This window comes from Roseovarius aestuariivivens (genome assembly GCF_004761875.1).
In the GTDB taxonomy this organism is placed as follows: domain Bacteria; phylum Pseudomonadota; class Alphaproteobacteria; order Rhodobacterales; family Rhodobacteraceae; genus Roseovarius; species Roseovarius aestuariivivens.
In genome coordinates this window covers 211,087-234,225 of the sequence record NZ_SJEY01000001.1, presented here as the reverse complement: position 1 = coordinate 234,225, position 23,139 = coordinate 211,087, and the positions used below count along the sequence as shown (strand labels likewise).

Genomic DNA, 23,139 nt, shown 5'->3' with positions numbered 1-23,139 from the left:
GGTGCCTGTCGCCGCACCCCGGGCCAAGGGCAAGCCGCTTTTACCTCGGCACGGTGAATTCTTTCACCCAAACGTTACAAAAGTTTTGAACCTTTCGCGCTATGGCCGCGACAGACGTTTAACTGCCACGCGGCCTTTTCCCCAAGTGCGTCGGCAGGGGCCGCGCCTGTCCCGCGTGGCCCGCCCCATTTAAGGCAGTCATTTTGAGTACCAAAGACGGGGCGGTCCGGACGGGCCGCCCCGATTTCGTTGCGCGCTCAGCCGGGCGGGTTCGCCGCCCAGAACGCCTGCAGCTCTTTGCGGGCTTCGGCGTTGATCTGCGCTTCCTGGCCGGTGGCGCTGCCGATCTTGCCGGACATGCCGCCGCCGAACTCCACCTCCATGTTGGCGGCGTTGACGATCACGTCGCAGCCATGCAGGGCGTGATCCGTCACGGAGCCTTCGACAAGCTCCACTCCCGTTGCGCCGAGCGACGAGATCGCGGTCTGGAAGAGGCCGAAATCCTCGGCCCCGTAGGCGACGATCACCGGCTGCACGCCGCAGTCATTATCCTGCGCCGCCTTGACGATGATCTCGGCCAGTTCGGCCTTGGTGCAGGCGGGCATGATCCGGGTGAGAAAGATCCCGCTGGCCACAAACGGGATTGCCAGCCTTGCCCGCCCGTTCTGGGACGCGAGCGCCAGCGCGTTGACGACGCTGTCGGAGACGGACTTCCGCGTGGGTTCGCCGCCCTGAACGGCGAAGGGCGACATGGTGCCTGTCGCGGCCTGCGCGATGGCCGTGATGCCGCGCTGCGCAAGATCGCCCGAGGACGTCCAGACCGCCGCGCCGAGCGGCGCGTAGGGCCGCGTGCGCAGCGCGTCGTTCCGGGGGCAGCCGATGACGGAAACGGTGGGAGTAGAATTGTAGGGGCTGGACATGCATTGCCTTTCAAATAGGTGGATGAAAACCCTTTGACCCTACAAGACATCTGCGGCCCGGGACAGGTGCGCTGCCCCGGGTCTGGATCAAGGTACCCGCACGCCGGGAGGCGCCGCCCTTATTCGGCGGCTTCGGCGTAGTCCTCCATCGGTGGGCAGGTGCACACGAGGTTGCGGTCGCCATAGGCGTTGTCGACGCGATTGACCGGCGGCCAGTACTTGTCCACCCGGAAGGCGCCCGGCGGGAAACACGCCTGTTCGCGGCTATAGGGCCGATCCCAGTCGCGCACGAGGTCCTCCATCGTGTGCGGCGCGTTCTTGAGCGGGTTGTTGTCGCGGTCGATGCGCTCTTCCTCGATATCGCGGATCTCTTCGCGGATCGCCAGCATGGCGTCGCAGAAGCGATCGAGCTCGGCCTTGGTCTCGGACTCGGTCGGTTCGACCATCAGGGTGCCGGAGACCGGCCAGCTCATCGTAGGGGCATGAAAGCCGTTGTCGATGAGCCGCTTGGCGATATCATCGACGGTCACGCCCGCACTGTCGGCGAAGGGACGCGTATCAAGGATGCATTCATGCGCGATGCGCCCGTTGCGGCCCTTGTAAAGCACGTCATACGCCCCCTCGAGCCGCCGGGCGATGTAATTGGCGTTGAGGATCGCCACGCGGGTGGCCTGCGTCATCCCCTCGCCGCCCATCAGAAGGGTATAGGCCCAGCTGATCGGCAGGATCGAGGCCGAGCCGAAGGGCGCGGCGGACACCGCCCCGCCCGTGCCCGAGAGGGGATTGGCAGGCAGATGCGGCGCAAGATGCGCCTTGACGCCGATCGGCCCCATGCCGGGCCCGCCCCCGCCATGGGGGATGCAGAACGTTTTGTGCAGGTTGAGATGGCTCACGTCGCCGCCGACGTCACCGGGGCGTGCCAAGCCCACCATGGCGTTGAGGTTCGCGCCGTCGATATAGACCTGCCCGCCGTGATCGTGGGTGATCTGGCAGACCTCGCGCACGGTTTCCTCGAAAACGCCGTGGGTAGAGGGATAGGTGATCATGCACCCGGCGAGGTTTTCGGAATGCTTCTCGGCCTTGGCGCGGAAATCCTCGACGTCGATATCGCCGTTCTTGTCGGATTTGACCGGCACCACTTTCCAGCCGACCATCTGGGCCGAGGCGGGGTTGGTGCCATGCGCACTGACGGGGATGATGCAGACATTGCGATTCTCGTCGCCATTGGCACGGTGATAGGCGGCGATGGTCAGAAGCCCCGCATATTCGCCCTGCGCGCCCGAATTGGGCTGCATCGACATATCGTCGTAGCCGGTGATCACGCAGAGCTTGTGCGACAGGTCGCCGATCAGTTCGGCATATCCTTCGGCCTGATCAGCGGGCACGAACGGGTGCAGGCGCGCGAAGTCGCGCCAGCTGATCGGCATCATCTCGGCCGCCGCGTTGAGCTTCATCGTGCAGGACCCGAGCGGGATCATCGCCCGGTCAAGCGCGAGGTCGCGGTCCGCAAGGCGGCGCATGTAGCGCATCATCTCGGTTTCCGCGCGGTTCATGTGGAAAATGGGATGCGTGAGATAGTCCGAGCGCCGCAGAAGATTTTCGGGCAGGCGCGGGTGCTGTTCGTCCACCGACAGGCCCGTGATGCCGAAGGCGCGCCAGACCGCATCCACATTGGCCGGCAGCGTCGCCTCGTCCAACGTGATGCCGATGCGGGTCTTGCCCACGGCGCGCAGGTTGATGCCCTCGTCCACGGCGGATTTCATCACCGCGGACTGGAGCGGGCCGACATCGACGGTGATCGTGTCGAAAAAGGTTTCGGGCTCGACCGTGAAGCCCGCCGCTTCCAGCCCCGCAGCAAGGCGCGCGGTCTTGGCGTGAATACGCTCGGCGATGGCGCGCAGGCCCTTGGGACCGTGAAAGACCGCGTACATCGACGCCATGACCGCCAGAAGCGCCTGCGCGGTGCAGACGTTCGACGTGGCCTTTTCGCGGCGGATGTGCTGCTCGCGCGTTTGCAGGCTGAGGCGGTAGGCGCGGTTGCCGTGGCTGTCGACGCTGACCCCGACAAGCCGACCCGGCAGCGCGCGCTTGTAGGCGTCGCGGCAAGCGATATAGGCCGCGTGCGGCCCGCCATAGCCCATCGGCACACCGAAGCGCTGCACGCTGCCCACCGCGATATCGGCGCCCATCGCGCCGGGCTCCTTGAGCAGGGTCAGCGCCAGCGGATCGGCGGACACGATGCCGATGGCGTTCTGTTCGTGAAGCGCCGACATCTGGTCGGACACGTCGCGCAGATGCCCGAAGGTGCCGGGATACTGGAAGATCGCGCCGAAGACGGCGGTGGCGTCCAGATCCTCGGGCGCGCCGACCACGATCTCGATGCCCAGGGGTTCCGCCCGGGTGCGCATCACGGCGATGTTCTGCGGATGGCAGTTTTCATCGACGAAAAACGCGGTCGCTTTCGACTTGGCCACGCGCTGCGCCATGGTCATCGCCTCGGCGCAGGCGGTCGATTCGTCCAGCAGAGAGGCGTTGGCGATCTCGAGCCCGGTCAGGTCGGAGATCATCGTCTGGAAATTCAGCAGCGCCTCGAGCCGGCCCTGGCTGATCTCGGGCTGATATGGGGTATAGGCTGTGTACCAGGCGGGGTTTTCGAGAATATTGCGCTGGATCGCGGGGGGCGTGACGGTGCCGTGATAACCCTGACCGATCAGGCTGACGAGCACCTTGTTCTTGGCTGCGACCATGCGCATGTCGTGCATCAACTCACGCTCCGACTTCGGCGGGCCAAAATCGAGCGGCGTGTCCTGCCGGATGGATTTCGGCACGGTTTCGTCGATGAGCGCGTCGAGCGACTTTGCGCCCACGGCTTCCAGCATCTCGGCCATTTCCTCGGGCGAGGGGCCTATGTGACGACGGTTGGCGAAATCATAGGGCTGGTAATCTGTGGGCTGGAACGGCATGTCAGTCTCCTTTGCGTCGGGTCGGGGCACGGCGCGCGCCCTGCCCTGTCCTCCGTGCCTCGAATAATCCCGCCGTCGGCGCCAAATCCCGCATGAGGATCTTGGCAAAGCTTTAAGGGCAAAGCCGTCGCGCCGCCCGGCGGGTTCGGATCAGTCGATGAAGGCCTTGTAGGCGGCTTCATCCATGTAATCGTCCATCTGGCTTGTGTCGGCGGGCTTCATCTTGAAGAACCACGCAGCCCCCATCGGATCTTCGTTGATCTTCGAGGGCTCGTCGACCAACGCCTCGTTGACCTCCACGATCTCGCCGTCGAGCGGCGCGAGGATGTCCGAGGCGGCCTTGACGCTTTCGATCACCACGATCTCGTCGTCCTTGCTCACTTCTGCACCGACCTCGGGCAGTTCGACGAAAACGATATCGCCCAGCTGTTCGGCGGCATGCTCGGTGATGCCGACGGTGACGACGCCATCCTCCTCGTCGAGCCATTCGTGCTCTTCGGTGAATTTCATTGGGGGGTCTCCTTCCTGATGATCAACGTTTGAAACCGGGGGCGACGAAGGGCAGCTTCGCCACCTCGACCGGCAGTCGCTTGCCGCGCAGTTCGCCGAAGATGCGGGTGCCTTCGGAGGCGTGGCTGGCGGCGACATAGCCCATCGCGACCGGCGCGCCCACGGACGGGCCGAACGCGCCCGAGGTGACCTGACCGATCGGCGTGTCGGCATCTTCGTTGGCGAAAAGCTCTGTGCCCGCGCGCATCGGCGCGCGCCCCTCGGGCGCAAGCCCCATGCGGCAGCGCGCGACCCCGCCCGCGATCTCGTCGAGGATCCGCTCGGCCCCCGGGAACCCGCCGGCGCGGGCGCCATCGGCGCGGCGCGCCTTGCCGATGGACCAGCTCAGCCCGGCCTCGACCGGCGTGGTCGTGGTGTCGATGTCCTGTCCGTAAAGGCAAAGCCCGGCTTCCAGCCGCAGGCTGTCCCGAGCGCCAAGGCCGACCGGTTCCACCGCGTCCTGCGCAAGAAGATCGCGCGCTAGGCGTTCGGCCTCGGCCTCGGGTACGGAAATCTCGAACCCGTCCTCGCCGGTATAGCCCGAGCGCGAAATCCAGAGTTCGCCATAGTCCGAGGTGAAAATACCGGTGTCCATGAAGCGCATGATCTCGCAGCCCGCAGCGATCGGGGCGAGCGCCCCGGCCGCCTCGGGCCCCTGAAGCGCCAGCAGGGCGCGGTCGGTCACCGCCACGACCTCGCAGTCGGGCAGGCCCGCGCGCATATGCGCGATATCGGCGCCCTTGCAGGCGGCGTTGACCACGGCAAAGATGTGATCGCCCCGGTTGGTGATCATCAGATCGTCGAGGATGCCGCCCGTATCATTGGTGAAAAGCCCGTAGCGCTGGCGCTTCTCGCCCAGTCCCAGAAGGTCGGCGGGCACCAGCGTTTCAAGGTCGGCGGCCGCGCCGCCATAGCCCGCTTCGTGCCGGATCAGCACCTGTCCCATGTGCGAGACGTCGAAGAGCCCGGCCTTTTCGCGTGTGTGCAGGTGTTCTTTCATAACGCCCAGGGAAAACTGCACCGGCATCTCGTAGCCGGCGAAGCCGGTCATCTTGGCGCCAAGTTCCTTGTGCAACGCGGTCAGCGGCGTGGTGTGAAGGTCGCTCAAGGCCGGTCTCCCTCGGGTTGGCCGGGCTTTGGCGGGTGCAGCGTCCGGCATCGTCAGTGGCGCGAGGGGCAACACCCCCGCATGCGATGCCCCCTCTGTCCTTTCGCCTGAGATCGCTATCCCTTCGGCGCCCCCGTCATCGCGGAGATCTCTCCAGAGTCTGTTTCCGGTCGGTCCTTGCGCCTGAGAGTTTCCGGGGCGGTTGCTCCTTCGGCACCGGCAAAGCCGATTCTCCCGATCCGATGAAGAAACGATACTTTCGTCGGTATCGGCCCGCAACCCCCTGCCCTTTAGCGCCTGATGTGCCGCGAGGCGGAGAACCGGTTGCGATGCCCGCACGGTTCGGGCAGGACAAGGGCCATGTCGCATGATTTCTTTTTCGGATACGGATCGCTCGTCAATCGGGGCACGCATGGCTTTGCCGAGGCGCAGACCGCGCGGCTTCGGGGCTGGAAGCGCATGTGGCGCAAAACGGCGCTGCGCGAGGTCGCCTATCTGACCGCCGTGCCGGATGACAGCACCGAGATCGACGGGCTGATCGCAGCCGTGCCGCAGGGCGACTGGGCCGCGCTCGATCTGCGCGAAAAAGCCTATGAGCGGCGCGACGCCGCCCACCAGATCGACCTGCCCCAGGCGCCGGAGACTACGCGGCCGCGCATCGCGGTTTACGCCATCGCCCCCGGCGCGCACCATCCGCCCGATCCCGAAAGCCCGGTCCTGCTGAGCTATATCGACGTCGTGGTGCAGGGCTATCTGCGCGAGTTCGGCGCCGAGGGCGTGGCGCGGTTTTTCGACACGACCGACGGTTGGGAGGCGCCGGTGTTGAACGATCGCGGCGCGCCGCGTTATCCGCGGCACTGCGTGCTGAGCGTCGAGGAGCGCGAGATGGTCGACGCGCATCTGGCCGACAAGCGCGTGCGCCTTCTGAAGGCCTGAGCGCATCACCGGACTGGACCGCGCGGCGCGGCTGGCGCATCGTGACCGGGAAACGCCATGTGAAAGGGAGCGACATGACCGGAGCGGACGCCGTTTCAGGCAAGTTCATGATCGCCCTGCGCTTTCTCAAGCAGCTTTGGGTCCGAGTGACGCTTATGGCTGTGCTGGCCGTGCTTGCCACGCTGGGGGCGGGCCTGCTGGAGCCGGTCTTGCCCGTCGACCTGATGGGATGGCTTGGGCCCGAGGCGGTTCTGCCGGTGCTGACGATCCTGGCCTCGGGCATGCTGGCGGTCAGCACGTTCTCGCTTAACGTCATGGTTTCGGCCCATCGGGCCGCGGCGGCGCAGGCCACGCCGCGCGCGCACCGGGTCCTGCTGGACGACGGCACCACGCAAACCGTGCTGGCCACCTTCATCGGCGCCTTCGTCTACGCGCTGAGCGCAATCATCCTGCTGAAATCCGAATTGCAGGCCCCCGGCGCGCCGGTCACGCTCATGGCGGTGACGGTGGTGGTCGTCGTTCTGGTGATCCTCGCGATGCTGCGCTGGATCGACCACCTGAGCGAGCTGGGCAGCATGGACGCCACCCTGCGCGCCACCGAGGACAAGGCGCGCGGGCCGCTGATGCGCAGCCGCAGCCGGCCCTGTCACGGCGCGCGGCCGCTGACCCCCGACACGGTCCTCCCGCCCGATGCCGCGCCGCTGCGCGCAGGATCTACAGGGTATCTGCAGATCGTCGACACGGCCGGTATCGCCGCCTGTCTTGGTGACGGTCAGGGGCTGGTGTGGCTGCACGTACCGGCCGGCCGGTTCGTGCGCGAGGGCGACACGATCGGCCATGCCGCCGGGCTGTCCGACGCGCAGGCGCAGGGCGTGACCGAGGCGCTTGTCATCGGCGCGCACCGGACCTTCGAGCAGGACGCCACCTATGGTCCGCTGGTCCTGGCCGAGATCGGCGTGCGGGCGATGTCGCCAGGCATCAACGATCCGGGCACCGCCATCGACGTGATAGGCCGGCAGGAGCGGCTTTTGTGGGACTGGGCGCGCGCGCCGGTCTCGGACGCGCCGCCGGCGCAGTCGCGGGTGTTCCTGCCGCCGCTCGACGCCGGAACGCTGATCGAAAACGCCTTTGGCATGCTGGCGCGGGACGTGGCGGGCAATATCGAGGTCGTGCGGCGGCTGCTGCAGGCACTCGATCACCTGGCTTCGGGCCCGGACGCGGAGCTGGCCGAGGCCAGCCGCGAGATGGCCGCGCGGGCCGAGGCCTATGCCATGCGGGCGCTGCCCCTGGCCCAGGAGCGCGAGACCCTGCGCGACGAGCAGGACGGCACCGGGTTTGCCCGGCGGCGCTAGGGCGCGGGCAAGATCAGCCCTTGGCGCGGATCACCTGCAAGAGCGGCAGGACCTGCGCCATTTCCGGGCCGCGCGGCTGCCCCGTCAGCGCCAGGCGCAGCGGCATGAAAAGCCCCTTGCCCTTGCGGCCCGTGGCCTCTTTGACCTCGTTCGTCCAGGTGCCCCATGTCTCGGTATCGTGGGGGCCTTCGGGCAAAAGTGCCATCGCCTCGGCCACGAAAGCCTTATCTTCCTCGGCGATCACCGGCTCGGCCCCGTCGCGGAACATCACCCACCAGCCTTCGAGATCGTCGAGCGTGGTGATGTTTTCGCGTGTGACCTGCCAGAAAAGTTCTGCCTTGTCGTCGGGCACGCCCAGCGCGCGGATGCGGTCGGCCACATCTGCATAGGGCAGTGTCTGCAGGTAGCGCGCCGTCAGGGGGAAGAGATCCTGCGCGTCGAATTTCGTCGGCGCAGAGCTGAACCGCGAGATGTCGAAGCCCTCGATCAGCTCTGCCATGTCGGTGCGCAGCTCGATCGGATCGGCCGAGCCGAGCCGGGCCATCAACGACAGAAGCGCGGCGGGCTGGACGCCCTGGGCGCGCAGGTCGCGCAGGCTGAGCGTGCCGAGGCGTTTGGAGAGCGATTCACCCTGCGGGCCGGTCAGAAGGGAATGATGCGCGAACTGGGGCACGGTGCCGCCCAGCGCCTCGATGATCTGGATCTGGGTGGCGGTGTTGGTGACATGGTCGGAGCCGCGCACGACATGGGTCACACCCATTTCCATGTCGTCCACCACCGAGGCGAGCGTGTAAAGCACCTGCCCGTCGCCCCGGATCAGAACCGGGTCGCTGACGCTGGCCGCGTCGATGGAGATCTCGCCCAGAATGCCGTCATCCCAGATGATCCGCTCGTGGTTCAGCTTGAACCGCCAGACGCCGTCGCCGCGTTCAGCTCGCAGGGCATCTTTCTGGGCGTCCGAAAGGGTGAGCGCGGCGCGGTCATAGACCGGGGGCTTGCCCATGTTGAGCTGCTTCTTGCGCTTGAGATCCAGTTCGGTCGGCGTCTCGAAGGCCTCGTAGAAGCGGCCCATCTCACGCAGACGATCCGCGGCCTCGGCATAGCGGTCAAGGCGCTGCGATTGGCGTTCCACCCGGTCCCAATGCAGGCCGAGCCAGTCGAGATCTTCCTTGATCGCGTCGACATATTCTTCTTTCGAGCGCTCGGGATCGGTGTCGTCGATCCGCAGGATGAAGGTACCGCCCGCCTTGCGCGCGATCAGGAAATTCATCAGCGCGGTGCGCAGGTTGCCGACGTGGATATAGCCAGTGGGGGACGGCGCGAAACGGGTGATTGTCATGGGGTGTCTCCTGTCGCTGCGCGAGATGTCACATGGCGGGGGATTTGTCCAGTTTGCGCGCGGTGCGCGTCAGCCGTGGGTGGGCCAGACGCGATGCTCGTCGTCGATCACGAAGGGATGCGCGTGACGCCGCCCGCCATGGGCACGCAGATGGGGGTGGTCGGGCGGCAGATCGGGATGCTCGTGCGGCAGGCTGCGCGGCGTATCGGCGGGCCAGAGACGGCGCGCGGCACCAACGCCGAGCAAGGCCAGCCCCGACAGCAGCGCAAGCGTCGGGACCATGCCAAGGGCCGCCCCCGCCCAGCCCGCCAGCGGATAGGTCACGAGCCAGCAGGCGTGGCTGAGCGCGAATTGCGCCGCGAAGACCGCCGGGCGGTCCTGCTGATGCGCGGAACGACGCAAGAGCCGACCCGAGGGCGTGAGCACACAGGCATAGGCCAGCCCGAACAGCGCCCAGAGCGCGAGAAAGATCGGCCAGGCGGGCCAGCCCGCTGCCCAGACCGTCGCGGCAAGCCCCAGCGTAAGCGCCACCAGGGCCTGCGCGCCGCCCAGCATCACCGGGCGGTCGTCGAGCCGGTCGAGCAGACGCGGAAGCATGAGCGCGCCGGCCATCGACCCCGCGCCAAAAGCCGCCATGGCGACGGCCAGATCGCTTTCGGATCCGCCGTAGACCCCGCGCACCACCACCACGGTATTGACCAGTACAAAGGCGCCCGCCGCCGAGGCCGCAAGATTGAGGCTCAGAAGCCCGCGCAGACGTGGCGTGGCGAGGTAGATGCGCGTGCCGCGCGTCAGGCGTTCACGAAAGGGTCGTTGCGCCACCTCGCCGCCCGCCGGCGGCAGGGCTGTGCGCGCGATAAGCGCCGCCGAGACGGCGAAGCCCAGCACGGTGCCAAGAAAAAGCGCGTTGTAGCTGAGCACGGTCAGCAGAAGGCCCGCGAGCGCCGGGCTGAGCAGGTTTTCCAGATCGTAGGCGAGCCGCGACAGCGACAGCGCCCGGGTGTAATCGGCCTCGTCCGGCAGGATATCCGGGATCGTCGCCTGAAAGGCCGGCGTGAAGGTGGCCGAGGCCGCCTGAAGCACGAAGATGAGCGCGTAGACCTGCCAGATCTCGGTCACAAAGGGCAGGCAGAGCGCCACGGCGGCGCGGATGAGATCCGCGGCGACCAGAACGGCACGGCGCGGCAGGCGCTGCACCAGCGCCTGCGCGATCGGGGACAGGCCGACATAGGCCACCATCTTGATCGTCAGCGCTGTGCCGAGCACCGCGCCGGCACGGTCGCCCGCCAGATCATAGGCCAGAAGCCCCAGCGCAACGGTCAGAAGACCGGTGCCCAGAAGGGCCACGACCTGCGCGGCGAAAAGCGCGGCGAAGCTACGGTTGGAGAGAATCCCGATCATGCCGGCGAAGATAAGCCAGCGTGTTGCCGTGAAACAGGCTTCACGTTGGTGTGATCGGCGGAGGCGGGACCGCGCGCCGCACTACTTTTTTCGCAACGCAACCAAAAGGAGTGCTCTTTACATGTCCGACACGCTCATCACCCGCCGGTCGCTGCTGGCCTCTGCCGCGGCTCTTCCCGTCACCGCCGCCCTGCCCGCCTGGGCCGGTGCGCCGATGCTGGGGCCGGCCACGGCGCCCTTCAACCGCTTCAAGCTGGGCGCGTTCGAGGTCACCACCTTGCTGGCCGCCACGGTCGAGCGGCCCGACCCGCATTCGATCTTCGGACTGAACGTGAGCGACGACGAATTCGCAGCCGCCGCAAAGGCCGCAAACCTTCCCACCGATACCGCGCAGTTCTTCTTCACGCCGACGGTGGTCAACACCGGGTCCGAGCTTGTCCTGTTCGACACCGGCCTGAACGCCGAAGGCATCACCGGCGCGCTTGAGGCCGCTGGTTACAGCGCGGACATGGTCGACAAGGTTGTGATCACCCACATGCACGGCGACCATATCGGCGGGCTTATGGACGGCGACACGCCGACCTTCCCCAATGCCAGCTATATCACCGGCGCTGTGGAGTTCGACGCGTGGGCCGCGCAGGATAACGAGACCTTCGAGGCGAAGATGCGCCCGCTGGCCGAGCAGACCACGATGATCGACGACGGCGCGAACGGGTTTGCCGGGCATACCGCGATGGCGGCCTTCGGCCACACGCCCGGGCACATGGTGCACATGATCGAAAGCGAGGGCGAGAGCCTGCTGCTGGCCGCCGATTTCGCCAATCATTACGTGTTCTCGCTGGCCCATCCCGATTGGGAGGTGACCTTTGACATGGACAAGGCCGCCGCCGCCGCGACGCGCAAGCGCATCCTGGGCATGCTGGCGTCTGACGGGATTCCGTTCGTGGGCTACCACATGCCCTGGCCCGGCACGGGCTATGTCGAGCAGGCGGGCGACGGGTTTCGCTACGTGCCGACGAGCTATCAGCTGATGCTCTGATCCGGGCACTTTGCCGATCACGATAAAGGGGCCGGGACGCGACACGCGCCCGGCCCCCTTTGCTTTGCGGCTGGCGCAAGGGCGCGACTTGCGGCAGAACCCGGCGCATGGACCGCGCCTTTTCCCTTGACGAGATGCATGATGCCGCCCTTGCGGCCATCGCGGCCTTTCCGGCCGCCTTCCGCGCCGCCGCAAGCGAGGTCAATCTGCAGGTGGTGGATTGGCCCGACGACGACATGCTGGCCGAGCTTGGCATGGACGATCCGCTTGACCTGACCGGGCTTTACGACGGCATCCCTCTGACCGAAAAATCCGTGTTCGATCAGCCGATGGGACCCGATACCGTCTGGCTTTTCCGCCAGCCCATCCTCGAGGAATGGCGCGACCGGGGCGATATCGCCCTGCGCGATCTGGTGGCACATGTCGTGGTGCACGAGTTCGCGCATCACTTCGGCTGGTCGGACGAAGATATCGCCGTGATCGACCGCTGGTGGGAATAACGCTTCAGTCTTCCAGCGGCGCGAGCTGCGCGGAGAAAGAGATCGTGACCGGCTCCGGGGTTGCGCCTTCGGCGACCTTCGGCTCGCCGGTGTAATCCTGAAGGCGCAGCATCTCTCCTTCGATGGTGGCGGACACCGCGTTGTCGTCGGTCATCTCGAAAGAGGTCAGCGTTCCCTTACCGCCATCCGGCCCCATGGAGAGCGGCGCCGAATAGCCCTGTTCATCGAAGAGCTCAGCCGTGAGGAAGGCCATTTCGCCCGAGCGCTTCTGCAACGTGACCTGCACCATCGGCGAGCCGGGCTTGCCCGTTTCGTCCACGCTGCGGCCCAGCACGTTGATGGTCAGGTAGGAGCCCATGAAAACCTTCTGCTCGGCATAAGCGCGGTCGCGTTCGGTGTCGTAGGGAATAACCAGATCAAGCGTCTCGCCGCCGCGCGTGAATTGAAGCGTGCCGATTTGCTCGTAACGATCATTCAGCTCGGCGGCCCAAAGCGGGGCGGCAATCAGAGCGGCGCAAAAGGTCGGGGCGAAACGGATCATGTAAAACTCCTTTGTCGGCAGATATTTACAGGCACGGTAACAAGCGTGTTCCGATCAGGAAACCCCGGGATCCGAATTTCAAGTCGATGCAATGGAACCTTGGGCTTCGCCGCCCGGTCAGCCGTCGTCCCGCCAGCGATTGACGATGGGATAGCGTCGGTCGAGCCAGAAGGCTTTCTTGGACAGGCGGGTGCCGGGGGCAGACTGGAAGCGTTTGTATTCGGAGATGTAGAGGAGGTGCTGGACCTTCTTGGCGTCTTCCGCCGAATACCCTGCCGCGACGCAATCTGCGATCGAGCCGTCCTGATCCACGAGGATCTGCAGGATGCCGTCAAGCACCGGGTAATCGGGCAGCGAATCGCTGTCCTTCTGGTCCTCGCGCAGCTCGGCCGAGGGCGGCTTGGAGATGATGTTTTCCGGGATCGGTGCGCCGTCGGGTCCGTGCATCCAGTCGCGGTGGCTTTCATTGCGCCAGCGGCAGATCTCGAAGACCCGCGTCTTGTAGAGATCCTTGATCGGATTGTAGCCGCCCGCCATGTCGCCATAGATCGTGGCATAGCCCACCGCCACCTCGGACTTGTTGCCGGTGGTCAACAGCATCTCACCGAACTTGTTGGAAAGCGCCATGAGCAGGAGCCCGCGCAGGCGGGATTGGATGTTTTCCTCGGTGATATCCGGCTCGGTACCCTCGAAAAGCGGTGCGAGGGTCTCGGTGACCGCCTTGCGCCCCTGCTGGATCGGCACGAAATCGTAGCGGCAGCCGAGGTTTTCGGCGAGCGCCTGCGCGTCGTCCAAGGAAGCCTGCGAGGTGTATTCCGACGGCAGCATCACGCAGCGAACATTCTCGGCCCCTAGCGCATCGACGGCGATGGTCGCGACGATGGCGCTGTCGATGCCGCCCGAAAGGCCCAGCAGCACCCTGGAAAAGCCGGTCTTGCGCAGGTAGTCGCGCAAGGCGAGCACCATCGCGTGATAATCCTGCTCCAACAGGTCGGGGATCTGCGCCAGCGGCGTCTGCTCGATCACCCAGCCGTCCTTGCCGCGCGTCAGATCGATATGCGCCACCGCCTCTTGCATCAGCGGCATCTGCAGCGCCAGCGCGCCATGCGGGTTGAGCGCGAAACTGCCGCCGTCGAAGACCTGATCGTCCTGACCGCCCACGAGGTTGAGATAGACAAGCGGCAGACCGGTCTCGATCACGCGGGATACCATCAGGTTCACGCGCGTTTCGCGCTTGCCACGGTAGTAGGGCGAACCATTGGGCACGAGCAGAAACTCCGCGCCGGTCTCGGCCAGCGTTTCGGGCACGTCCTCGTGCCAGCTGTCCTCGCAGATGGGCGAGCCTATGCGCACGCCGTCGACGGCGTAGGGCCCGCCCACGTCGCCCGAGGCGTAGATGCGCTTTTCGTCGAACACCGTTTCGTTGGGCAGTTCGTGCTTGAGCACGCAGGCCGTCACCTGCCCGCCCTTGAGGATGTAATAGGCGTTGTAAAGTTCTGCCCCTTCCAGCGCCGGGCCGCCTATGGCCAGCGCAGGACCGTCGGCGCAGTCGCGGGCCAGCTTTTCGATCTCGGCGATGGCGGCCTGGTGAAAGGCCGGCTTCATCACAAGATCCTGCGTGTTGTAGCCGGTGATGAACATCTCGGGCAGCGCCACCAGATTCGCCCCGGCGGCGCGGCCCTGCTCCCACGCGTCGCGCGCCAGCCGTGCATTCCCGGCCAGATCGCCCACGGTCGGGTTAAGCTGCGCCAGTGTCAGGCGAAAGCGGTCGGCCATGTTGGTGGCCCCTCATGCGGCTTCGGTTGGGGCCTTGATGTAGCAGAACCTTGCCGGAGGGAAAGCCGAAACCCGGCAAAAGCCGTTGTCAGTGCCGCGCCCGTCCACTAGGTTTTCCAGCACCTGCTTGGGGTACGCAAAGCCGGGAGCATCAGGGGCATACATGCAGCACGCAAAGATCACGCGACTCATCTTGGCCGGAGCCTTGGCCGGGTTCGGCGGACTGGCCTTGGCCCAGGACGGCGATGTGCGCACCAAGCAGTACGAGGATGGCGGCATCTACGAGGGCACGTTCAAGAACGGGCTTCAGCATGGCACCGGCACCTACACGCTGCCCAACGGCTATGAATATTCCGGCGAATGGGTCGACGGCGAGATCCGCGGCCTTGGCGTGGCGCGGTTTCCGAACGGATCGGTCTACGAGGGTGAGTTCGCCAAGGGCAAGCCCGAGGGCGTGGGCAGAATCGTCTTTTCCGACGGCGGCACCTATGAAGGCACCTGGGCGGACGGCAAGATCACAGGCCAGGGCGTGGCGATCTATGCCAACGGCGTGCGCTACGAGGGCGGGTTCCTCAACGCGATGCATCACGGGCGCGGCCGGATGGAAAGCCCTGGCGGTTATGTCTATGACGGGGACTGGCTGAACGGGGTGAAAGAGGGCACGGCCACCATCACCTATCCCGACGGCGCGGTCTACGAAGGCGAGGTGCAGCGCGGCGCGCGCCACGGTCAGGGCACGCTGACAATGCCGGACGGGCTTGTCTATGCTGGCACCTGGGCGGACGGGCAGATCAATGGCACCGGCAAGCTGACGCAGCCCAATGGCGACGTCTATGAAGGCCAGCTTGTGGCCGGGCGGCGCGAAGGTCAGGGGCGCGTCGTCTACAACAACGGTGATGTCTACGAAGGCGACTTCGTCGATGACCGCCGGCACGGTCAGGGTATCTTCACAGGGTCTGACGGCTACCGTTACGAGGGGTCGTGGGTCGCGGGCAAGATCTCGGGGACCGGTCAGGTGACCTATCCCGACGGGTCGGTCTATGTGGGCGAGTTCCGCGACGATCTGGCCAACGGTCAGGGCAAGGTCACCTATCCCGACGGCGCGACCTACGAGGGCGACTGGTCGGGCGGCGTGATCGACGGCACGGGTGTCGCGACATATCCCAATGGCCTTGTCTACGAGGGCGAATTCCAGAACGCCAAGAACCACGGCTACGGCGTGATGACCTATCCCGACGGGTACCGCTATGAAGGCGAATGGGCCGACGGACAGCGCGAGGGGAAAGGCACCGCCACCTATGCCGACGGCACGATCTATGAAGGTCAGTTCCTTGACGGTCAGCGTCACGGACAGGGCAAGATCGTGATGCCAGACGGCTTTACCTATGAAGGCCAGTGGCAGCAGGGCGAGATTTCCGGTCAAGGCGTGGCGACCTATGCGAATGGCGATGTCTATGAGGGCATGTTCCGCAACGGCAAGCGGCAGGGCGAGGGCACGATGCGCTACGCCACGGGCGAAGAGGCCAGCGGCGACTGGGAGGATGGCGCGCTAAGCGGGCAGACTCAGGATGCCGAGACCACACCGGAGCCTGAAACCGCACCCGAAGAGGCAGCACCCACCGAGACCGGCGAGACCGCGCCGGGCGAGTAGGCGCTCAGACCACCTCGCCCTTGTCCAGCCTGTCCAGAATGCGCGCGGCGCCGTCGCGAACGGCCTCTTTGCGGTCGTCCTTCATCCGGTCCCAGGTGGAATACATCTGTGCCATGCGCGGGTTGTTGGAAAACTTCTCGCGATGGCGCACCATGAAATCCCAGTACAAAAGGTTAAAGGGACAGGCGTTATCCCCCGTCTTGTCCTTCACCGAATAGGCGCAGTCCTTGCAGTAATCCGACATCTTGTCGATGTAGTTGCCGGAACTGACATAGGGTTTCGACGCGATGATCCCGTCATCGGCGTACTGGCTCATCCCGATCACGTTGGGCGCCTCGACCCATTCATAGGCGTCGTGATAGACGGCGAGGTACCATTCGTGCAGCTGGTGCGGGTCCAACCCCGCCAGCAACGCGAAATTGCCGGTCACCATCAGCCGCTGGATATGATGCGCGTAGGCCAGATCGCGAGTCTGGGCGACTGCATGCTCGACGCAGGCCATCTTGGTCTCTCCGCCCCAATACATCGCCGGCAGGTCGCGGGTATGGCCCAGCGCGTTGCGATGCACATAGTCCGGGCCTTCGCGAAAATAGATGCCCCGCATGTATTCCCGCCAGCCGATGATCTGGCGGATATAGCCCTCGACGGCGTTGATCGGCGCGTTGCCGTCTTTCCACTCCTGTTCGATGCGCTGACAGATCTCCAGCGGCGACAGCAGGCCGAGGTTCAGATATTGCGACAGAAGCGAGTGGTTGAGGTATTCGTCCCCGCGCAGCATCGCGTCCTGATAATCGCCGAATTCGGCCAGCAGGTTCTTGGCGAAGTGATCCAGCGCGCGACGCGCCTGGCCTTGTGTAACGGCGTAATTGAAGGGCCGCAGCTTGCCGAAATTGCTGGGGAAATGCTTCTCCACCAGATCGAGCACCTCTTCAGTGGTCTCATCCGGTGTAAATTCCATCGGCCCGGCGCGCAGCATGTCGTCCGAGGCGGGCTTGCGATTGTCGTGATCGAAATTCCATTTGCCCCCCGCAGGCTCGTCGCCCTCCATCAGAAGGCCCGTCTTGCGGCGCATCTCGCGATAGAAATACTCCATCCGCAGTGATTTGCGCCCCTCGGCCCAGTCATCGAACTCGTCCAGCGAACAGATAAAGCGGTCGTCGGGCATCAGGCTCACCGACAGGGGCGCGTTTTCCAGCGCCTCGATCAGCCGCCATTCGCCGGGGCGGGTGGCCAGAACCTCGGTCGTGTCGTGTTCCTGACCGCGCCGCATCAGCTCTCCGACGATCGAGGTCGAGGTGTTCTCGTCGTCGTACTTGCCATAGGCCACCTGCCAGCCGTCCTCGCGCAGCTTTTCGGCGAAATGGCGCATCGCGGAAAAAACCAGCGCGATCTTGCGCGGGTGGTGCTTGACGTAAGACGCCTCATCCTTGACCTCGGCCATCACGATCAGGTCACTGTCCTTGTCGGCCTCGCGCAAGGCGGAAAGGTCGTCGCTCAACTGGTCGCCCAGCACGAGGATCAGGCGCTTTACCATTCGACCCGCTCCCCCTGCCAATCAAAGAAGAGCCCGGTCTCGTTTGGGGTCAGCCCGTCCAGCACGCCAAGCAGATTCTGCGCCGCCTGTTCGGGCGTCACCGTTGGATGCCCGTCGGCGTATTTCGCCGTCAGCGGCGTTTCCACCGTGCCGGGATGCAAAGCCACGCAGATGGATTTCTTGTGGGTGCGGCTGAGTTCGATCGCGCCGCCATGGATCATCTGGTTGAGCGCCGCCTTTGACGTGCGATAGCTGTACCAGCCGCCCATGCCGTTGTCGCCGATGGAGCCCACGCGCGCCGACAGCGCGGCAAAGCGGCATTCCCGTTCGCGCGGCAGAAGGTGCATCCCGTGTTTCAGGATCAGCGAGGGCCCCAGGCAATTGAGCTTGAACTGGGCGATCATCGCCTCTGGCGTGAGCTGCTTGAGCGCCTTTTCGGGGCCATGACCATTGAGTTCCAGCGCGCCGGTGGCCACGAAGATGAGATCAAAGGGACCGTCCAGCGCGCCGAGTTTTGCCTCGACCGACGATTCATCCGTCACGTCGAGACCGTCGCCCGAGCGCGAGAGACCCGTGACCCTGACCCCGCGCGTCTCGAGCGCCGTGACAAGCGCCTTTCCGATACCGCCGGAGCTACCGATAACTAGTGCGTTTTCCATGGCACTGCTAGCTAGCGGGAAGCCGCACCGCTTCAAGCCGATGGCGCGCATTCCGGGGGTTTTCAAACGCGCGCCCCGCTCTTATCATCACTGCATGACCAGGCAGGACCATATCAAAACGCCGCAAACGCTGCCCCGTGCGGGTTGCGTTTCCGTCCTGCTACTCCTAAGCCGCCTCTGAGCGTGCCCTGAACCGGCGCGACCGCTCAGAGGGGATGCCTTTCGCGCCTTAGGCTTAGGAAAATTTGCGAGATACGGACATGACGAATTCCGACAAAGACCGAGTGGTGATTTTCGACACCACCCTGCGCGACGGTGAACAATCCCCCGGCGCGACCATGACGCATGAGGAAAAGCTCGAAATTGCGGGCCTTCTGGACGAGATGGGCGTCGACATTATCGAGGCGGGCTTTCCCATCGCGTCGGAAGGCGATTTCCGCGCGGTGAGCGAGATTGCCAAAAGGTCCAAGGACGCGGTGATCTGCGGGCTGGCCCGTGCGCAGATCAAGGATATCGACCGCTGCTGGGAGGCGGTGAAGCATGCCGCCCGCCCGCGCATCCACACCTTCATCGGCACCTCGCCGCTGCACCGGGCGATCCCGAACCTCACGCAGGACGAAATGGCCGAGCGCGTCCACGAGACCGTGACCCACGCGCGCAATCTCTGTGACAACGTGCAATGGTCGCCGATGGATGCCACCCGGACCGAGTGGGATTACCTTGCCCGCGTCGTCGAGATCGCGATCAAGGCCGGCGCCACGACGATCAATATCCCCGACACCGTGGGCTATACCGCGCCGGTGGAAAGCGCCGACCTCATTCGGCGGCTCATCGCCGAGGTGCCGGGCGCCGACGAGGTGGTTTTTGCCACGCATTGCCACAATGACCTCGGCATGGCGACGGCCAACGCACTGGCCGCCGTTGCAGGCGGCGCGCGCCAGATCGAATGCACGATCAACGGGCTTGGCGAACGCGCCGGCAACACCGCGCTGGAAGAGGTCGTCATGGCCATGAAGGTGCGCGGCGACATCATGCCCTTCTACACGGGCGTCGACAGCACCAAGATCATGCATATCAGCCGCCGTGTCGCCACGGTGTCGGGCTTCAACGTGCAATACAACAAGGCCATTGTCGGCAAGAACGCCTTTGCGCACGAAAGCGGCATCCACCAGGACGGCATGCTCAAGAACGCCGAGACCTTCGAGATCATGCGCCCCGAGGATGTCGGCCTCACCGAGACCAATATCGTGATGGGCAAGCATTCGGGCCGCGCCGCGCTGCGCTCGAAGCTGCGGGATCTGGGGATCGAACTGGCGGACAATCAGCTCAACGATATCTTCGTACGGTTCAAGGATCTCGCCGACCGCAAGAAAGAGGTCTATGACGAAGATCTCATCGCGCTGGTTCAGGCGGGCGAGGATGCCGCGCATGACCGGCTGGTGATCAAGTCGCTGCGCGTGGTCTGCGGAACCGGCAATCCCGCCGAGGCCGACCTGGTGATGACCATCGACGGCGTCGAGAAGACCGCACATCAGACCGGCGACGGCCCGGTCGATGCCACCTTCAAGGCGGTGCGCGAATTGCACCCTAACGGCGCGCGGCTGCAGCTTTATCAGGTGCACGCCGTGACCGAGGGCACAGACGCGCAGGCGACGGTCTCGGTCAAGCTGGAAGAGGACGGCAACATCGCCTCGGGCCAGTCGGCGGATACCGATACCGTGCTCGCGAGCGCCAAGGCCTACGTCAATGCGCTCAACCGGCTTCTGGTCCGACGCGGCAAGACCGGGCAGGACCAGAAGGAAATCAGCTACAAGGACGTGTCGTAAGGCATTTGTAACAAGGGCATCCGACGAGGTGCCCTTGTCCTTTCAGCTCCCCTGCCCGACCAGCAGGATTGTTGCCATCATGTAAAGCCCCGCAGACAGGATCGCGGCCCCTGTGCGCAGGTGGTTCCAACGGGTCCAGTCGCGGGCATAAATGCGCCAATAGGCCGAGATGTCCGGTGAGTTGAGGCTCATCTTGTCCAGCCTGTTATTCATCGGCACGTTTCCGAGAATGGTCACCCCGAAGGTGCCGAACACATAGCTGGCCGATCCCGCGAGGATCAGCGTTTGCGATGTGCCGTCAAGCGTCGTTGCGGCAAAAAGTGCGGAAAGCGCAGTAAGCGGCACCATCGCGATCAGGGAAAACACGAAGGCCGAGGAGATGACTTCCCGGTTGATCTCCTGCATGGCCTCGATCCCGGCGGGCACGTGGGCCGCGCGCAACGAGCGCATGATGAAATCCGAGAAGGCGAGGAATACGCCCGCGATGAGGGCGAGAATGAGGGTCAGCGTCGAAAACGCGGTTAAAACGAGGACGTCGGTCATATCCGTTTCTCCTAAGGCAAGGATGGTCAGGCCGCGTGGCGGCCAAGGGTTTCGGCCCGCGAAAGCCAGCGGGATCGCCGTTCGGCGGTCGAGGTCTTGATCGGGCCGAATTGCAGGACGTGGCGGGGTGTGATGCCGCAGAACTTCAGCACCTGGTTGCGGATCACACGGCGTCCGGGCCGGCCATAGACCAGAGTGTCGATCAGCGGCGGCGTGTCGGAGGTGATGATCACATCGGCGGTTTTGCCGGTCAGCAGCTTGTCCCAGCCCAGCCCGCCCTTGTGATACTTGAACCCGAACCCCGAGATCAGCGCACGATCGAGCACGGCCTTGGCCGTGGCGGGCATGGCCCCCCACCAATAGGGATGGACGACAAACAGATGGTCGGCCCAGGCGATGGCGTCCTGCCATTGCAGAAGGTCCGGTTCCAGGTCTGGCGCGGGATGGTGATAGCCTTCGAAACGCGGCTCGAACGTCATGTCCGACAGCGCCATGCGGCGAATCTCGGCCCCTTGAGATGACGCGCCGGCGGCATAGGCGTCGGCCAGTGCGGCGCTGAAGGAGGCGGGTGCCGGGTGGGCCTCCCAGATGAATATTTTCTTTGGCATTGGTGTGCTCCGGGAAAATGGTGGTTGACTTTACACGGTGTCAATTGACACGGTGTCAAATAATTGGAGATTTACACTGTGTCAAGTTCAAATCCATCGACCCGTGCGCGAATTCTCGCGGCAGCCTGGGATCTGCTGGACTCCCGGCCCGGCGTGGCGGCGCGGATGTCGGACATTGCCAAAAAGGCGGGCGTAAGCCGTCAGGCGCTGTACCTGCATTTTCCGAATCGCACCGAATTGTTCATCGCCGCGACCAAGGCGAAGGACGCCGAGTTCCACATCGATGCGCGTCTCGCCCCGAGCCGCGCGGCCAAGACAGGGCGGGAGAGGCTTGCCGCCTTCGTCGAGGCGTGGGGCAATTACATTCCCGACATCCACGGCGTGGCGAAAACCCTGATCGTTCTGGGCGAGACAGATGAAGACGCCGCGCATGCCTGGGCCGAACGGATGGCCGACATGAAGGAGGGATGCGCGGCGGCGGTGGCCGCGCTTGCCCGGGACGGCGATCTGCGTCCCGGCCTGACCGAGGCCCAAGCGACCGATCTTTTGTGGTCGCTGTTGTCGGTGGGCCTGTGGGAGCGGTTGGTGCGGGACTGCGGCTGGACGCAGAAGGCGTATCTGGACGAGGTGCAGCGGCTGGCGCGGGCGGCCTTGCTGGATGGGTAGACGGAGCGGGCCGGCGCCGGTTTGCCGCAGCGCTCGGCGACGCCGGGCTGACCCGTTTTAAAAGAGCGCGCAAAATTAAAACGGCGCCCGCGAGGGGCGCCGTTCCGATCGGTCCAGGATGGGGGATCAGTCCCAGCCGACCTCGTTGAAGATCGCCTGCGCCTTGGCCGCGTTGCGGCTGAAGGCGGCGGTGGGCGTCGTCTCGTCGCCTTTGAACGTGCCGAGCCGGTCGGTGGTTTCGGTACCTTCGACGCCGTCGACCGCGGGGTATTCGTGATTACCTTCGGCGAGCAGGGTTTGTGCCGCGTCGCTGACCAGGAATTCCAGCAGCTTCTGCGCGTTCTCAGCGTTGGGCGCGTGGGCGGTGATCGCCGCCGTGGTCAGGTTCACATGCGTGCCGCGCCCGTCCTGGTTGGGCCAGACCCAGCCGATATTGTCGACGCCTTCGGTCAGCCCGTCGACCTGCCCGGCATAGCCGCGCACGTAGTAATAGTGGTTCGAGACCGCGATGTCGCATTCGCCCGACACAAGGCCGCGCAGCTGGTCGGTGTCACCCCCCTGAGGCGCGCGCGCCATGTTGTCGAGCACACCGGCGGCCCAGTCTTTCGCCGCCTCTTCCCCGTGGGTTTCAATGATCGAGGCAAGCAGCGACTGGTTGTAAATGTTCGAGGACGACCGGATGCAGATCTTGCCCTTCCACGTGGGGTCGGCCAGTTCCTCGTAGCTTTGCGGCGGGTTATCGACGCGGTCCTTGGCGTAGAAGATGATGCGCGCGCGCTGCGAGATGCCGAACCACAGGTCCTCGGGGTGCTGGAACCGCTCGGGAATACGCTCTTCGATTGTGTCCGAGTCGTAGGCCTGCAGGAGACCGGCCTTTTCGGCGCGGTCCATGCGGCCGACATCGACGGTGATCAGCACATCGGCCGGGCTGTTGTCGCCTTCCGCCTCAAGCCGGGCGATCAGCTCGTCCGCCTTTGCCTCGATGCGGTTGACGGTGATTCCCGTTTCTTCGGTGAACTGGGCATAAAGCGCGTCATCGGATTCGTAGTGACGGCTGGAATAGACATTCACATCCTGCGCCAGCGCCGGTGCGCCGAAGGCCGCAAAGGCAGCGGCGGCAGTGAGGGTTCGCGCGGTAAAAGTGGTCATGCTGGAACGCGTCCTTTCATTTCCGAGTCATTTGATAAGGAATGTCTGGGATTTCCGACAAAAAGAGTCAAGCGCTTTT

At 64.9% G+C, this 23,139-nt stretch carries 20 protein-coding genes and 1 riboswitch; of the genes, 7 read left to right on the top strand and 13 right to left on the bottom strand.

The annotated features are described in order from the left end of the window. Positions 1-257: 257 nt before the first annotated feature. From EZV60_RS01130 to gcvT, 4 genes are all read right to left on the bottom strand, one after another. Positions 258-920, bottom strand: a complete 663-nt coding sequence (locus EZV60_RS01130; protein WP_135501298.1) for a hypothetical protein — start codon at positions 918-920, stop codon at positions 258-260. 119 nt (positions 921-1,039) lie between these two features. Beyond that, a complete protein-coding gene (gene gcvP / locus EZV60_RS01125) occupies positions 1,040-3,883 on the bottom strand; it encodes an aminomethyl-transferring glycine dehydrogenase (RefSeq protein ID WP_135501296.1) in 2,844 nt (947 codons plus the stop codon). A gap of 150 nt (positions 3,884-4,033) precedes the next feature. Next, complete coding sequence (gene gcvH / locus EZV60_RS01120; protein WP_135501294.1) at positions 4,034-4,393, bottom strand: glycine cleavage system protein GcvH; 360 nt, start codon at positions 4,391-4,393, stop codon at positions 4,034-4,036. A 22-nt stretch (positions 4,394-4,415) separates the two neighbouring features. Further along, positions 4,416-5,540 (bottom strand): glycine cleavage system aminomethyltransferase GcvT, encoded by a 1,125-nt coding sequence (gene gcvT, locus EZV60_RS01115; RefSeq protein WP_135501292.1) that lies wholly within the window; start codon positions 5,538-5,540, stop codon positions 4,416-4,418. Between the two features lie 161 nt (positions 5,541-5,701). Then, positions 5,702-5,787: riboswitch (glycine riboswitch) on the bottom strand. 113 nt (positions 5,788-5,900) lie between these two features. On the opposite strand from gcvT, the gene EZV60_RS01110 reads away from it, so the two are divergent. Beyond that, on the top strand, positions 5,901-6,476 hold the full coding sequence (locus EZV60_RS01110) for a gamma-glutamylcyclotransferase family protein (protein ID WP_135501290.1): 576 nt from the start codon (positions 5,901-5,903) through the stop codon (positions 6,474-6,476). 74 nt (positions 6,477-6,550) lie between these two features. Beyond that, entirely contained in the window at positions 6,551-7,828 is a 1,278-nt protein-coding gene (locus EZV60_RS01105; protein WP_135501288.1) for a DUF2254 domain-containing protein, read from the top strand. A gap of 13 nt (positions 7,829-7,841) precedes the next feature. On the opposite strand, the gene gltX is transcribed toward EZV60_RS01105, so the two are convergent. Then, entirely contained in the window at positions 7,842-9,167 is a 1,326-nt protein-coding gene (gene gltX / locus EZV60_RS01100) for a glutamate--tRNA ligase (protein WP_135501286.1), read from the bottom strand. Between the two features lie 69 nt (positions 9,168-9,236). Further along, positions 9,237-10,568, bottom strand: coding sequence for an MFS transporter (locus EZV60_RS01095; protein WP_135501284.1), 1,332 nt, complete (start codon positions 10,566-10,568; stop codon positions 9,237-9,239). Between the two features lie 121 nt (positions 10,569-10,689). Between EZV60_RS01095 and EZV60_RS01090 the strand changes: the two genes are divergently transcribed. Beyond that, positions 10,690-11,607, top strand: coding sequence for an MBL fold metallo-hydrolase (locus tag EZV60_RS01090; RefSeq protein WP_135501282.1), 918 nt, complete (start codon positions 10,690-10,692; stop codon positions 11,605-11,607). 107 nt (positions 11,608-11,714) lie between these two features. Further along, positions 11,715-12,107 (top strand): metallopeptidase family protein, encoded by a 393-nt coding sequence (locus EZV60_RS01085; RefSeq protein WP_135501280.1) that lies wholly within the window; start codon positions 11,715-11,717, stop codon positions 12,105-12,107. 4 nt (positions 12,108-12,111) lie between these two features. Here EZV60_RS01085 and EZV60_RS01080 read toward each other — a convergent pair whose 3' ends face one another. After that, positions 12,112-12,648 carry a hypothetical protein gene (locus EZV60_RS01080; protein WP_135501278.1) on the bottom strand — a complete coding sequence of 179 codons (537 nt, stop codon included), beginning with the start codon at positions 12,646-12,648 and terminating at the stop codon, positions 12,112-12,114. Positions 12,649-12,765: 117 nt separating this feature from the next. Then, entirely contained in the window at positions 12,766-14,424 is a 1,659-nt protein-coding gene (locus EZV60_RS01075; protein ID WP_135501275.1) for an NAD+ synthase, read from the bottom strand. A 163-nt stretch (positions 14,425-14,587) separates the two neighbouring features. Here EZV60_RS01075 and EZV60_RS01070 point away from each other — a divergent pair, with 163 nt between their 5' ends. After that, positions 14,588-16,075, top strand: a complete 1,488-nt coding sequence (locus EZV60_RS01070) for an MORN repeat-containing protein (RefSeq protein WP_135501273.1) — start codon at positions 14,588-14,590, stop codon at positions 16,073-16,075. A 4-nt stretch (positions 16,076-16,079) separates the two neighbouring features. On the opposite strand, the gene EZV60_RS01065 is transcribed toward EZV60_RS01070, so the two are convergent. Both EZV60_RS01065 and EZV60_RS01060 read right to left on the bottom strand, forming a co-directional pair. Beyond that, entirely contained in the window at positions 16,080-17,609 is a 1,530-nt protein-coding gene (locus tag EZV60_RS01065) for a cryptochrome/photolyase family protein (RefSeq protein WP_135501271.1), read from the bottom strand. Continuing rightward, complete coding sequence (locus EZV60_RS01060; protein WP_135501269.1) at positions 17,603-18,268, bottom strand: SDR family NAD(P)-dependent oxidoreductase; 666 nt, start codon at positions 18,266-18,268, stop codon at positions 17,603-17,605. The genes EZV60_RS01065 and EZV60_RS01060 overlap by 7 nt, the downstream gene beginning before the upstream one ends. Positions 18,269-18,528: 260 nt before the next feature. Here EZV60_RS01060 and EZV60_RS01055 point away from each other — a divergent pair, with 260 nt between their 5' ends. Beyond that, on the top strand, positions 18,529-20,094 hold the full coding sequence (locus EZV60_RS01055; protein WP_135501267.1) for a 2-isopropylmalate synthase: 1,566 nt from the start codon (positions 18,529-18,531) through the stop codon (positions 20,092-20,094). 42 nt (positions 20,095-20,136) lie between these two features. On the opposite strand, the gene EZV60_RS01050 is transcribed toward EZV60_RS01055, so the two are convergent. Next, positions 20,137-20,637 carry an anthrone oxygenase family protein gene (locus tag EZV60_RS01050; protein WP_135501265.1) on the bottom strand — a complete coding sequence of 167 codons (501 nt, stop codon included), beginning with the start codon at positions 20,635-20,637 and terminating at the stop codon, positions 20,137-20,139. A 26-nt stretch (positions 20,638-20,663) separates the two neighbouring features. Beyond that, positions 20,664-21,245 (bottom strand): NAD(P)H-dependent oxidoreductase, encoded by a 582-nt coding sequence (locus EZV60_RS01045; protein ID WP_135501263.1) that lies wholly within the window; start codon positions 21,243-21,245, stop codon positions 20,664-20,666. A 78-nt stretch (positions 21,246-21,323) separates the two neighbouring features. Between EZV60_RS01045 and EZV60_RS01040 the strand changes: the two genes are divergently transcribed. Then, on the top strand, positions 21,324-21,911 hold the full coding sequence (locus tag EZV60_RS01040; protein ID WP_135501261.1) for a TetR/AcrR family transcriptional regulator: 588 nt from the start codon (positions 21,324-21,326) through the stop codon (positions 21,909-21,911). A 126-nt stretch (positions 21,912-22,037) separates the two neighbouring features. Here the strand turns inward: EZV60_RS01040 and EZV60_RS01035 are convergent, their stop codons facing one another. After that, positions 22,038-23,060 carry an extracellular solute-binding protein gene (locus tag EZV60_RS01035; protein WP_135501258.1) on the bottom strand — a complete coding sequence of 341 codons (1,023 nt, stop codon included), beginning with the start codon at positions 23,058-23,060 and terminating at the stop codon, positions 22,038-22,040. Positions 23,061-23,139 lie beyond the last annotated feature (79 nt).